This is a genomic window from Klebsiella sp. Q11 (assembly GCF_964241505.1).
Classification (GTDB): domain Bacteria; phylum Pseudomonadota; class Gammaproteobacteria; order Enterobacterales; family Enterobacteriaceae; genus Klebsiella; species Klebsiella michiganensis.
On the sequence record NZ_CAXSXW010000008.1, the window covers coordinates 102,388 to 115,436 of the forward strand.

Annotated in this window: 13 protein-coding genes; 8 read left to right on the top strand and 5 right to left on the bottom strand. The window is 60.7% G+C overall.

The window, feature by feature from the left end:
* The first annotated feature begins 4 nt into the window (after positions 1–4).
* Entirely contained in the window at positions 5–535 is a 531-nt protein-coding gene (locus tag ACESQ2_RS14900; protein WP_014839111.1) for a tyrosine-type recombinase/integrase, read from the top strand.
* A gap of 46 nt (positions 536–581) precedes the next feature.
* On the opposite strand, the gene rnz is transcribed toward ACESQ2_RS14900, so the two are convergent.
* Positions 582–1,502: a ribonuclease Z gene (gene rnz, locus ACESQ2_RS14905; protein ID WP_049069301.1), complete on the bottom strand. Its 921-nt coding sequence runs from the start codon at positions 1,500–1,502 to the stop codon at positions 582–584.
* Between the two features lie 184 nt (positions 1,503–1,686).
* On the opposite strand from rnz, the gene ACESQ2_RS14910 reads away from it, so the two are divergent.
* From ACESQ2_RS14910 to menE, 7 genes are all read left to right on the top strand, one after another.
* On the top strand, positions 1,687–2,148 hold the full coding sequence (locus ACESQ2_RS14910) for a GNAT family N-acetyltransferase (RefSeq protein ID WP_004852808.1): 462 nt from the start codon (positions 1,687–1,689) through the stop codon (positions 2,146–2,148).
* Positions 2,149–2,245: 97 nt separating this feature from the next.
* Positions 2,246–3,541 carry an isochorismate synthase MenF gene (gene menF / locus ACESQ2_RS14915; protein ID WP_046877175.1) on the top strand — a complete coding sequence of 432 codons (1,296 nt, stop codon included), beginning with the start codon at positions 2,246–2,248 and terminating at the stop codon, positions 3,539–3,541.
* A gap of 77 nt (positions 3,542–3,618) precedes the next feature.
* Entirely contained in the window at positions 3,619–5,289 is a 1,671-nt protein-coding gene (gene menD, locus ACESQ2_RS14920) for a 2-succinyl-5-enolpyruvyl-6-hydroxy-3-cyclohexene-1-carboxylic-acid synthase (protein ID WP_046877174.1), read from the top strand.
* Positions 5,286–6,044 carry a 2-succinyl-6-hydroxy-2,4-cyclohexadiene-1-carboxylate synthase gene (gene menH / locus ACESQ2_RS14925; RefSeq protein WP_046877173.1) on the top strand — a complete coding sequence of 253 codons (759 nt, stop codon included), beginning with the start codon at positions 5,286–5,288 and terminating at the stop codon, positions 6,042–6,044. The genes menD and menH overlap by 4 nt, the downstream gene beginning before the upstream one ends.
* Before the next feature lie 14 nt (positions 6,045–6,058).
* Entirely contained in the window at positions 6,059–6,916 is an 858-nt protein-coding gene (gene menB / locus ACESQ2_RS14930) for a 1,4-dihydroxy-2-naphthoyl-CoA synthase (protein WP_004123101.1), read from the top strand.
* The gene (gene menC, locus ACESQ2_RS14935) at positions 6,916–7,881 is read left to right on the top strand and encodes an o-succinylbenzoate synthase (protein WP_032750724.1); all 966 of its coding nucleotides are present in this window, start codon (positions 6,916–6,918) and stop codon (positions 7,879–7,881) included. Before menB ends, menC begins: the two co-directional genes overlap by 1 nt.
* A complete protein-coding gene (gene menE / locus ACESQ2_RS14940) occupies positions 7,878–9,269 on the top strand; it encodes an o-succinylbenzoate--CoA ligase (protein WP_046877172.1) in 1,392 nt (463 codons plus the stop codon). The genes menC and menE overlap by 4 nt, the downstream gene beginning before the upstream one ends.
* Here menE and ACESQ2_RS14945 read toward each other — a convergent pair.
* From ACESQ2_RS14945 to ACESQ2_RS14960, 4 genes are all read right to left on the bottom strand, one after another.
* Positions 9,246–9,869, bottom strand: a complete 624-nt coding sequence (locus ACESQ2_RS14945) for a DUF2238 domain-containing protein (protein WP_014839104.1) — start codon at positions 9,867–9,869, stop codon at positions 9,246–9,248. The genes menE and ACESQ2_RS14945 overlap by 24 nt on opposite strands.
* 105 nt (positions 9,870–9,974) lie before the next feature.
* On the bottom strand, positions 9,975–11,495 hold the full coding sequence (locus tag ACESQ2_RS14950) for a tripartite tricarboxylate transporter permease (RefSeq protein ID WP_014230236.1): 1,521 nt from the start codon (positions 11,493–11,495) through the stop codon (positions 9,975–9,977).
* Between the two features lie 11 nt (positions 11,496–11,506).
* Positions 11,507–11,938: a tripartite tricarboxylate transporter TctB family protein gene (locus ACESQ2_RS14955; RefSeq protein WP_014839103.1), complete on the bottom strand. Its 432-nt coding sequence runs from the start codon at positions 11,936–11,938 to the stop codon at positions 11,507–11,509.
* 15 nt (positions 11,939–11,953) lie between these two features.
* Positions 11,954–12,928 (bottom strand): tripartite tricarboxylate transporter substrate binding protein, encoded by a 975-nt coding sequence (locus ACESQ2_RS14960; RefSeq protein WP_177342537.1) that lies wholly within the window; start codon positions 12,926–12,928, stop codon positions 11,954–11,956.
* Positions 12,929–13,049: the final 121 nt, after the last annotated feature.

A 13,049-nucleotide genomic window follows, 5' to 3' on the forward strand; every position in this document is an offset into this window, starting at 1 on the left:
ACGTATGCTGGTAGATACGGAATATCTTAGCGTCAAGGACGTTGAGCGTCTGGTACTTGCTGCACATTATTGTGCGCACCCGGAAAGAAATAGCTGCATGATCCAGATGTGTTTTTTGCACGGTTGTCGGATTAACGAAATTACCGCCTTGACCTTGCGGGATGTCGACCTGTCGCGAAAACGGGTTTATATTCGCCGGGCGCGTCACGGTATCTCTGGGTATCATCCCTTACAACCCAAAGAGATTATCTCATTACAGCGCTGGCTGCTGGCCAGAGAGTGTTACCCGGCTCATAATGATTTGCTGTTTATCTCTTCCCGGGGCAATCAGATGACGCGCCAGCGTTTTTATCAAATTATTCGCGAGTGCTGCGAGCTGGCGAAGCTGAAGCAGAATATTCATCCCAGGATGCTGCGCCACGCGTGCGGCTATGAGCTGGGAAAAAAAGGAATTGATGACGACTCGATCCAGGATTATCTGGGCTATCGCAATTTAAAATCTATTCTGCGTTATAACAGCTATGCTGAAGAGTAATGGCTGGCGTATTCGCGGCGTCTCTCTGCCGCGGTACGCCGCTTTTTTATTCTACGCTATACGCCATGAAATCTTCCGCCAGCACGGTAGACGGAAATATCTCTCTGCACTCTGCCAGCAGACGCTGGCAGCCTTCAGCGTCATAGCGAGAGCTAAAGTGGGTGGCGATAAGCGTGCCGACGCCCGCGTCGTGCGCCAGCGACGCCGTTTGCTGGCTGGTTGAATGCCCGCGGCTGTTCGCTTTTTCCGCCATCGCCTGTTCGAGCGTCACCTCGTGAACCATGACATCCACGCCGCAGGCCAGTTCCCGCGCCGCCTCGCAGGGGGCGGTATCGCCGAAAATAGCCAGCTTCTTACCCGGCGTTGCCGGGCCGAGGTAGCGGCTGCCGTCAATCCGCCGTCCATCTTCCAGCTCAACCGTTAATCCCTGTTTTAAGCGCTGAAATAACGGACCGGGAGGCACGCCTTCGGCGATAAGCTGCGCGGCGTCAAGGGTGCCCGGCTTATCATGCTGTTCGATACGATAGCCGTAGCATTCGACCGGGTGGTTGAGCGGCCAGGCGGTGACCCGGAAGCCGGCTTCATCGAGCACCAGCCCCGGCCCGACTTCGATAATCGTCAGCGGGTAATCGGTCCAGGAACCGCTGAGGCGCAGCGCGGTTTCCACGAACGCTTTAAGTCCTTTCGGTCCGTACAGCGTCAGCGGCAGAGAATTACCCTGCATCGAGCGGCTGCACAGCAGGCCGGGGAGACCGAAGAGATGATCGCCATGTAAATGCGTAATAAAAATCTTATTCAGCTTGCCGGGATGATAAGGGGTGCGCAGAAACTGATGCTGAGTTCCCTCCCCGCAGTCGAACAGCCACATCTCAGCCATTGTTGGCTGTTGCAAATTTAGCACTATCGACGTCATATTACGCGTACGGGTAGGCACGCCAGCGGATGTCCCCAAAAAGAGTAATTCCATCGTCCAGTGTCCTTAGGGCGTGAGTCAAAAAACAAAGTATACCCGTCATACTTCAAGTTGCATGTGTGTTGGCTGCACTCGTTCACCCCAGTCACTTACTCATGTAAGCTCCAGGGGATTCGCTCGCTGGCCGCCTTCATGCCACTTGAATTATTTAGGGTTAAAATTAATTAAGGAAGCGCAGATGATTACATGGCAGGATCTTCACCACGGTGAACTGACCGTCCCACAGCTCTATGCCGTGCTGAAATTACGCTGTGCGGTGTTCGTTGTCGAACAAACCTGCGCCTATCAGGACGTCGACGGCGACGATCTGGTGGGGGAGAATCGCCATCTTCTCGGCTGGCGCGGCGATGAGCTGGTAGCCTACGCGCGCATTCTCAAGAGTGATGATGAGTTTGAACCGGTGGTGATTGGCCGGGTGATTGTCAGCCAGGCGGTGCGCGGTGAGAAGCTGGGCTATCAGCTGATGGAACAGGCGCTGGCCAGCTGCCGGCAACACTGGCCGCAAAAGGCTATCTATCTTGGCGCCCAGGCGCACCTGCAAAAATTCTACGCCAGCTTCGGTTTTGTGCCGGTGACTGAGGTTTACGACGAGGACGGCATCGACCATATCGGCATGGCGTTCGAAATCGCCACCCACTAACCGCCGCGCTAATTAAAAACCGCTCCCTCATCGTGGGTACTGCTATTCCTCAGTAGTACCCCGTATAATGTGGGGTTTTTACTCCGTGGAGGTTTGCGTGCTGTCTGTATCCACCGCGCTGGAAAGCCTGTATCGCTGCCTGGATGAAGCGTTCCCGCCATCGCCCGGCACGCGAATTTTCGATGTCCCCTTCGCGCTGAATGACGCATTTGATCCCCTTCTGTGGTGCACGCATCAGCCGCAGTGGCCGCAGTTCTACTGGCAGCAGCGCAGCGGCGATGAAGAGCTGGCCGCGCTGGGGGCGGTGCAAATCTTTGCTTCCCTTGAGCAGGCGCACGCTTTTTTGCGCCAGCAGGGGCGTGAAGATCTGCGAATTTGCGGCCTTAACGCCTTTCATCCTCAGCAGGGTCTGTTGATCTTGCCGAGGCTGGAGTGGCGTCGGCTGGGCGGCAGCGCCACGCTACGCCTGGTGTTATATAGCGAGACCTCGCTCCGTGACGATGCCCGTGCGGCACGTGAATTTCTCGATTCGCTGGTGGCGAAACAGGCGCAGGCTACCGCGATGCCCTCTCTGCTGAGCGAACAGCATTTCCCGGCTTATCCGCAGTGGAGAGAGCTGATTGCGCAGGCGACGCAGGCGATAGCGGCGGGGGAGATGGATAAAGTGGTGCTGGCTCGCGCCACCGATTTGCACTTCGCCGCTCCGTTAAACGCCGGAGCGATTATGGCGGCCAGCCGCCGCAGCAACCTTAACTGCTTCCACTTCATGATGGTCTTTAACGCGCAAGAGGCCTTTATGGGGTCTACGCCGGAACGGCTGTGGCGGCGTCGCGGGGCGCTGCTGCGTACCGAAGCGCTGGCGGGAACCGTTGCCAGCCATGCGGACGATCGCCAGGCGCAGCGTTTGGGTAACTGGCTGATGGCCGACGATAAGAACCAGCGCGAAAATATGCTGGTGGTGGAGGATATCTGTCAGCGGATGCAAGGGGAGACCCGCGCGCTGGAAGTCCTGCCGCCGCAGATTGTCCGTTTGCGGAAAGTACAGCATCTCCGGCGCTGTATTTGGGCCGAGCTGGAGAAGCCTGACGATGCCCGCTGCCTTCATCAGCTCCAGCCCACGGCGGCGGTTGCTGGTTTACCGCGCCGGGTTGCGCTGGATTTTATCACCCGTAATGAGCTTTTTACCCGCGGCTGGTATGCAGGCTCCGCCGGCTATCTGTCGCTGGCGCAAAGCGAATTTTGCGTTTCTCTGCGTTCGGCGAAAATCGAACAGCGTACGCTCAGACTCTACGCCGGTGCGGGGATCGTCAGCGGTTCCGACCCGGAGCAGGAGTGGCAGGAAATTGAAAATAAAGCCGCGGGATTGCGTTCGTTATTGCTGTCAGAAGTATAGAGAAAACGATGCATATCAAAACGGCAACAGTTTGCTTTATCTATACTTAGCCTCAATATTTGATACTGGACAAATTCATGTCTGTAAGCGCATTTAACCGACGCTGGGCGGCGGTGATCCTTGAAGCATTGACGCGCCACGGCGTGCAGCATATCTGCATTGCGCCCGGATCGCGCTCGACACCTTTAACCCTGGCGGCGGCGGAAAACCGCGCATTTATTCACCATACCCACTTTGATGAACGCGGCCTCGGCCATCTGGCGTTAGGGCTGGCGAAAGCCAGCGGTCAGCCGGTGGCGGTGATTGTGACCTCCGGTACCGCGACGGCTAACCTCTATCCGGCGCTGATTGAAGCCGGGCTGACCGGTGAAAAACTCATTTTACTGACCGCCGACCGGCCGCCGGAGCTGATTGACTGCGGCGCGAATCAGGCGATTCGCCAGCCGGGCATGTTTGCTTCGCACCCGTCGCAGACGCTATCCCTGCCGCGTCCGTCGCAGGATATCTCCGCCCGCTGGCTGGTCTCGACCCTCGACCAGGCGCTCGGCGCGCTACACTGCGGCGGCGTTCATATTAACTGTCCGTTTGCCGAACCGCTGTATGGCGATATGGACGACACCGGCGCCGAGTGGCAGCAGCAGCTCGGTGATTGGTGGCAGAGCGACAAGCCCTGGCTGCGTCACTCTCTGCATCTGGAAAGTGAAAAGCAGCGCGACTGGTTTTTCTGGCGGCAGAAACGCGGCGTGGTGGTCGCCGGACGGATGAGCGCGGAAGAGGGCGTCAAGGTGGCCGAGTGGGCGAAAACCCTCGGCTGGCCGCTGATTGGCGATGTGCTCTCGCAAACCGGGCAGCCGCTCCCCTGCGCCGACCTGTGGCTGGGCAACGGCAAGGCGGTCAGCGAACTGGCGCAGGCGCAAATCGTTGTTCAACTGGGCAGCAGCCTGACCAGCAAACGCGTTTTGCAGTGGCAGGCCACCTGTGAACCCGAAGAGTACTGGCTGGTGGACAATCTGCCGGGGCGACTGGATCCCGCCCAGCATCGCGGTCGCCGGCTGGTGTGCGCCATCGACCGCTGGCTTGAACAGCATCCGGCGGAAAAACGACAGCCGTGGCCCACCGTCATTCCCGAGCTTTCGCGCCAGGCATGGCAGGCGGCGGTCGCCAGCAGCGAGGATTTCGGCGAAGCCCAGCTGGCGCAGCGAATCCGGCGCTATCTGCCGGAACAGGGGCAGCTGTTTGTCGGCAACAGCCTGGTGGTGCGCTTAATTGACGCGCTGTCGCAGCTACCGGCAGGTTACCCGGTCTACAGCAATCGCGGGGCCAGCGGAATAGACGGCCTGCTGGCGACGGCGGCCGGGGTGCAGCGCGCCAGCGCGCGTCCGACGCTGGCTATCGTCGGCGATCTTTCTGCGCTTTACGATCTCAACTCGCTGGCCCTGCTGCGTCAGGCCTCCGCGCCGCTGGTGCTGATTGTCGTCAACAATAACGGCGGGCAGATTTTTTCTCTGCTGCCCACGCCGCAGGAGCAGCGCAGCCAGTTCTATCTGATGCCGCAGAATATCCATTTCGCGCACGCGGCGGCGATGTTCAATCTGACTTACCATCGCCCTGCGGACTGGAATGAGCTGGAGCAGGCGCTGGACGTTGCCTGGCGAGGACCCGGCGCGACGTTGATTGAACTGGCGGTTAATGAAACCGACGGTACGCAAACGCTTCAGCAGCTGCTGGCGCAGGTGAGTCAGCTATGACGCTGCACGCGGTGGCTGAAAGCGGCCTGCCGGGCTATCCCTGGCTGGTCTTTTTGCACGGTTTTGCCGGGGATAGTCATGAGTGGCGCACGGTGGGGCAGGCGTTTGGCGCGTATCCGCGTCTCTATATTGACCTGCCTGGCCACGGCGGATCGGCGCATATCGCCGTAAATCATTTTGCCGATGTCAGCGAGTTGATTAAGAATACGCTTAATAGTTACAACATACTTAAGTACTGGCTGGTGGGATACTCCCTCGGCGGACGGGTGGCGATGTTCTATGTCAGCCAGCCGCGCGAAGGGCTCTGCGGGCTGGTCGTCGAGGGGGGGCATCCGGGCCTGGGGGATGATAACCAGCGTAGGCTGCGCCGGCGCAGCGATGCCGCCTGGGCTGAACGCTTTCGCCGCGAGCCGCTGACCCAGGTCTTTGCCGACTGGTATCAGCAGCCGGTCTTCGCTTCCCTGGACGCAGCGCAGCGGGCGGCGCTGGTTGCGCTACGCAGCCGCAATAACGGCGGAGCGTTGGCGGCGATGCTGCAGGCCAGCTCGCTGGCGGAACAACCCGATCTGCGCGCGTCGTTACGGGCGCGCGATTTCCCTTTTCATTATCTTTGCGGCGAACGCGACGGCAAGTTTCGCGTCATCGCCGATGAACTCTCCGCCACCGCGCACGTGATTAATCATGCCGGACACAACGCGCATCGGGAAAACCCCGACGCTGTCGTGGCTTGTCTGGCGCAGTTTTTAGCGAGTTAACCGAAGGACACTTTATGATCTCTCTTGATGAAGCCATGCTTTACGCCCCGATTGAATGGCAGGACTGCTCCGAAGGCTACACCGACATTCGTTACCAAAAATCGGCGGACGGGATTGCCAAAATTACTATCAACCGCCCGCAGGTACGCAACGCTTTCCGCCCGCTGACCGTCAAAGAGATGATTCAGGCGCTGGCGGATGCCCGCTATGACGACAATATTGGCGTCATCGTTCTGACCGGTGAAGGCGATAAAGCGTTTTGCGCCGGCGGCGATCAGAAAGTCCGCGGCGACTACGGCGGCTACCAGGATGATTCCGGCGTTCATCACCTCAACGTTCTCGATTTTCAGCGCCAGATCCGCACCTGCCCGAAACCGGTGGTGGCGATGGTGGCGGGGTACTCCATCGGCGGCGGCCACGTCCTGCATATGATGTGCGATCTGACTATCGCGGCGGAAAATGCCATCTTCGGCCAGACCGGCCCGAAAGTCGGCTCTTTCGACGGCGGCTGGGGCGCCTCCTATATGGCGCGCATCGTCGGGCAGAAAAAAGCCCGTGAGATCTGGTTCCTGTGCCGGCAGTACGACGCGCAGCAGGCGCTGGATATGGGGCTGGTGAATACCGTGGTGCCGCTGGCGGACCTGGAAAAAGAGACCGTGCGCTGGTGCCGGGAAATGCTGCAGAACAGCCCGATGGCGCTGCGCTGCCTGAAGGCGGCGCTGAACGCCGACTGCGACGGCCAGGCGGGACTGCAGGAGCTGGCGGGTAACGCCACCATGCTGTTTTACATGACCGAAGAGGGTCAGGAAGGGCGCAACGCTTTCAATCAGAAGCGCCAGCCGGACTTCAGCAAATTTAAACGGAATCCGTAATGCGGCAGGCGCAGGTCTACCGCTGGCAGCTACCGATGGACGCGGGAGTGGTGCTGCGTGAACGGCGGTTAAAAACCCGCGATGGTTTGCTTCTGCGCCTGCGCGACGGCGAGCGCGAAGGCTGGGGGGAAATATCTCCCCTGCCCGGATTCAGCCTGGAAACGCTGGATGAGGCGCAGGCTGCGCTGCTGGCGTGGGCGAGCGCCTGGCGCGATGGCGAAGAGGGCGCGTTGCCAACGCCGCCGTCGGCGGCTTTCGGGGCGAGCTGCGCACTGGCGGAACTGTGCGGCGAGCTGCCGCAGGCGGCGGACTATCGCGCGGCGCCGCTCTGCGCCGGCGATCCGGACGAGCTGTTCGCCAGGCTTTCGCTGATGCCCGGCGAAAAAGTCGCTAAGGTCAAAGTCGGCCTGTATGAGGCGGTGCGCGACGGCATGGTGGTCAACCTGCTGCTGGAGGCGATTCCCGATCTGACGCTACGCCTCGACGCTAACCGCGCCTGGACGCCGCTGAAAGCGCAGCAGTTTGCCAAATACGTGGATCCGCACTATCGCAGCCGCATCGCCTTTCTCGAAGAACCCTGTAAAAACCGCGATGATTCGCGCGCTTTTGCCCAACAAACGGGTATCGCTATCGCCTGGGATGAGAGCCTGCGCGAGGCGGACTTTACCTTTGCCGCCGAGCCGGGGCTGCGGGCGGTGGTGATTAAACCGACGTTGACCGGCAGTCTGCAAAAAGTGCGGCAGCAGGTGGCGCAGGCGCATGCCCTGGGGCTGACGGCGGTCATCAGTTCAGCCATTGAGTCGAGCCTTGGCCTGACGCAGCTGGCGCGAATCGCCGCCTGGCTGACCCCGGACACGATCCCCGGTCTGGACACGCTGAGCCTGATGCGTGCCCAGCTGGTGCGCCCTTGGCCGGAAAGCGAGCTGCCGTGTCTGAACGTTGATGAGCTGGAGCCGCTGCTGTGACCTTTAGCGACTGGCCCTGGCGCCACTGGCGGCGGCTGCGGGAAGAGGCTCAGGCGCTGCGCCTGAACGAGAGGCGGCTAAGCTGGCGGGAACTGTGCGCGCAAATTGATGCGCTGGCGGTGGAATTCCACGCCCAGGGCGTTCGCGACGGCGATGGCGTGCTGCTTCGCGCTTACAACCAGCCCGATGCTCTGCTGGCGTGGCTGGCCCTCCTGCAGTGTGGCGCGCGCGTCCTGCCGCTGAATCCGCAGCTGCCTGCTCCTCTGTTGGCGGAACTGCTGCCGTCTCTGGGACTGCGCCACGCGCTGGTGCTAAACGGCGGCGACCTTCCGGTGGCGCTTAATTCATTAGCGTTGTGCGCCGGCGACGGCGTGCACGCGGTCGCCTGGCGAGAAGATCGTATCGCGTCCATGACGCTAACCTCGGGGTCGACGGGACTACCGAAAGCGGCGGTGCACGCTTTTCGCGCCCATCTTGCCAGCGCTGAAGGCGTGCTGGCGATGATACCCTTTGCGCCGCAGGACGACTGGCTGCTGTCGCTGCCGCTGTTTCACGTTTCCGGCCAGGGGATTCTCTGGCGCTGGCTGTTAGCTGGCGCAGGCCTGACGGTACGCGACAAGCAGCCGCTGGAACAGGCGTTACGCGGCTGTACCCATGCCTCTCTGGTGCCGACCCAGCTCTGGCGCCTGCTCAGCGGCGACGCCGAGGTGTCGTTGAAAGCGGTTCTGCTCGGCGGCGCGGCGATCCCGGTGGCGCTAACCGAGCAGGCCGGTAAGCGCGGTATCCGCTGCTGGTGCGGCTACGGGCTCACCGAGTTTGCCTCCACGGTATGCGCCAAGGAGGCGGACGGCCTGGCGGATGTCGGGCAGCCGCTGCCGGGGCGCGAAGTGCGGATTGTCGATGGCGAAGTGTGGCTGCGGTCGGACAGTATCGCCGCAGGCTACTGGCGCGATGGGCAAATGGTCCCCCTCGCTAATGCCGACGGCTGGTTCGCCACTCGCGATCGGGGCCGGCTGGAGCACGGCAGGCTGACTATCCTCGGACGAGTGGACAACCTCTTTTTTAGCGGCGGAGAAGGTATTCAGCCGGAAGAAGTGGAGCGGGTGATTGGCGCTCATCCGTGGATTACGCAAGTTTTCATCGTGCCGCAGGATGATGCGGAGTTTGGCCAGCGGCCGGTGGCGGTGGTGGAGTGCGGCGAGCATGACGACCCGTCCGCGCTGGCGGGCTGGTGCGCCGATAAGCTGGCGCGCTTTCAGCAGCCGGTGCGCTGGCTGCGGCTGCCTGAATCGCTGAAAACCGGCGGAATTAAAATTTCCCGCCGGGCGCTACGTGACTGGGTCAACCAGCAGGCGATGCCCGACTCAGACGCGCTGGACGTTCAGTAGCTGCTTCGTATGCCAGCGGCCCAGCGCTAAAACGGTGGTCAGCGCGCCGAGCAGGGCGCAAAACATATCCGACTGGGTATCCCAGGGATCGCCCTGGGTGCCGAGAAACTCATCCGCGCCCTGTCCCAGCGCCAGCGCCGCCCACCATTCGATCAGTTCATAGACGGCGCTAATCGCCAGCGCAATACAGCAGACCACGAAACCGAGCATTTTACGCCCGTGAACGTAGCCGCCGCGCAGCAGAATCTCCCGCGCCGCCAGCGCCGGCACCAGCCCCTGGAAAAAGTGCCCCAGCTTGTCATAGGGGTTACGGCTCAGTCCCAGCCACGCCTGTACGTCAAAGCCGATGGGCACTTTCGCGTAGGTGTACATACCGCCGACCATCAAAATGATGGCATGGAAGAAAATCAGCGTGTAAAGCAGCGGCGTCAGCGGATAGCGCGAGCGCGTGGCCAGCAAAAGCGGAACGATGATAATCACCGGCGTCACTTCCATCAGCCAGGTGAGCTTATCCCCTGCGCTGATACCGGTGTAAACAAGCATCAGGGCCAGCGCCAACGCGGCGAATGTTAACCCCGAACGGGATGCGGCGACGGTCATAACGGATCACCAGAAAGTTAAAACGATAACTATCAGGCAGATGTGGTGGAAATTCAACGTATAGCGTCATTGGCGGCGCTGAGCGACCGCCAATGACGTTGAGCATCAGGAAGAGGGCAGGTCGCCCTGCGTATTAAGCTGGCGCTTCCGCCAGTACCGCAGCAGCGGAGGGACAACAATCACCGCGATGGCCAGAAACAGAAGCGTTTTCGTTACGCCGCTTTGCCACAGAATCGCCACGTTGCCGTTGCTGATGGACAGCGCGCGGCGCAGGTTCTGCTCCAGCATCTCTCCCAGCACAAACCCTAAGATCAGCGGCGACATCGGGAAGTGCATTTTACGCATAATGTAGCCCAGCACGCCCAGCCCAACCATCAACAGCAGGTCGAAGGTGGTGCTGTGCACCGCGTAGACGCCGACCGCGGACACGGCGGCGATGGCCGGGGCCAGAAACCATAGCGGAATCGTCAGCATGCGGGTGAACAGGCCGATCAGCGGAATGTTCATAATCAGCAGCATCACGTTGGCGATGAGCAGCGCGGCAATTAACCCCCAGACGATATCCGGCTGTTCGGTAAACATCGCCGGTCCCGGCGTGATGTTGTAGAGGGTCAGGGCGCCCATCATCACCGCGGTGGTCCCGGAGCCGGGAACGCCGAGCGTGAGCATCGGAATAAACGAGCCGCAGGCGGAGGCGTTGTTCGCCGCTTCCGGCGCCGCGACGCCGCGAATATCGCCCTTGCCGAAGGTAGCGCTATTGCCGCTGAGCTTTTTCTCGGTCATATAGGTGATGGCGCTGGCAATGGTCGCCCCTGCGCCCGGCAGAATGCCGACAAAGAAACCCACCACCGATGAGCGCAGGGTCGCGCCCACGCACTGGCCCGCCTCTTTGGCGTTAAACAGCATGCGTCCGGTTTTCCGTACCAGCTTCTGCCCGCCGCTGGTGCTCTCCAGCATCAGCAAAATCTCCGAAACCGAAAAGAGCCCAATCACCACCACGATAAACTGCACGCCGTCGGAAAGATGAACGCTGTCGAACGTGAAGCGGTACACGCCGGTATTGGCATCAACGCCCACCGTCGCCAGCCCCAAACCGATTAACGCGGCGAGAAATGACTTCAGCGGATTTTCCGCCATCATGCTGCCAAGGCAGGCGATGGCAAAAATCATCAGGGCGAAATATTCCGCCGGGCCGAACGCCAGCGACCACTGCGCCAGCACCGGGGCGAACAGGATGATCCCGCCGATAGCGATCGTTGAACCAACAAAGGAGCTCACGGCAGAGATCGACAGCGCTACGCCGCCGCGCCCCTGCTGCGCCATCGGATAACCGTCGAGAGCGGTCATAATGGCGGCGGCATCACCGGGTACGTTAAGCAGGATAGACGAAATGCGCCCGCCGTATTCACAACCAATATAGACCGTAGCCAGCAGGATTAGCGCTGATTCCGCGGGCAGGTGCAGAGCAAAGGCCAGCGGCAGTAAGATCGCGACACCGTTAATCGGGCCCAGACCCGGCAGGAGACCGACGATAGTGCCAACAAAGCAGCCAATTAGCGCGATGGTCAGGTTGCCCGGCGTCATGGCAACGGCGAAGCCCTGCGATAAATAAATCCAGATATCCATAACCTTCTCCGTTAACTCAACCAAACGCCGAGCGGCAGGGTGACATCAAGCAGGGCGTCAAAGACGTACCACAGCGCGATGCCCATCGCGACGCCGGCTACCCCGGCGGCGGGCAGGGTGGCGCCAAACAGCAGGCCAAACACGGCGGTCAGCAGCGCGGTGGCCAGAGGAAAACCCAGCCATTCAAAACCCCACGCATAGATCCCCAGCGCAACCACCATGGTTAATAGACGTTGTAAAACCCGGCGCCCGGGCCACGTGATGGCGTCGGGCCGACGCAGAAGCAGCAAGACAGAGCACGCCAGCATCAGGCCGATAATGCCGACCGGGAAAGGGCGTGGGCCGACGGGTTCATAGGCGTATTCGCTGTGAATTTGCCAGGCGATAAACATTCCACCCGCGCAGAGCAGCAGCCACACTCCGGCAAAAATACGATCGCTCATCGCAACCTCCGTAAATTATTTGGCCAGGCCAAAGGATTTCGCCTGCAGGCGATACGCTTCCACCTGTTGTTTAACGTAGGCGTCCAGTTCCTTACCGTTCATATTGAATTCGAACAGGCCGCGCAGCTCGCGCTGCTTTTTGAACGCGTCGGTCTGCTGCAATTTCGTGAACTCATCCACCCACCACTGATAGTCGGCGTCGCTGACTTTCGGCCCCACGAAGAAGCCGCGAATAATCGGCCAGACCAGGTCATAGCCCTGCTCTTTGGCGGTCGGCACATCGGCGAGGGCACCCGGCAGCCTTTCGTTAGCGAACACCGCCAGCACGCGGATTTTATTGCCCTGGAGATAAGGCACCATTTCGCTGAGATCGCCGGAGACCGCCTGCACGTGATTGCCCAGCAGCGCGGTGACCGGTTCGCCGCCGCCCTCAAACGCCACGTAGCGCATTTTGTGCGGATCGACGTTGGCTTTTTGCGCCAGCAGCGCCGCTTTCATCCAGTCCTGGCTACCAATGGAGGCGCCGGCGCCGATGACGATACTGGCGGGATTTTTTTCCATCGCCGCCATAAACGACGGCAGGTCTTTCCACGGCGAGTCGGTGCGGACGGCGATCATGCCGTAATCGGTGCCGACGCTGGCCAGCCAGCGCACATCATCCACGCCGTAGCGGCCAAACTTGCCCTGCGCCAGGTTGAGCAGCGAGCCGCCGGAGAACGCGACCACGGTACCGGGTTCGCCGGGGCGCTGGGCGACGATCGCGTTGTAGGCCACAGCGCCTACGCCGCCGGGCATGTAGGTGACGCGCATCGGTTTTTCGATGGCGCCGGTTTCCATCAGGCTGACCTGGATCAGCTTGCAGGTGAGGTCGAAGCCGCCGCCGGGCTTGGCGGGCGCGATACATTCGGTACGGGAAGGCGCCTCGGCGGCCAGGGCAGAGGCGGTTAAAAGGCATAATGCAATGGCGCCAGCACGGCGCAGGAATGGCATATTCATAAGCTTCCTCAGTCAGATACAGGAGACGTTTTTTTAATTATGTGAACCGGCATGTGGCTATTCGGTTGCGTGATTGTTAAAACAATTACCTTTCATTTCCCTTTCAATGCGGCAG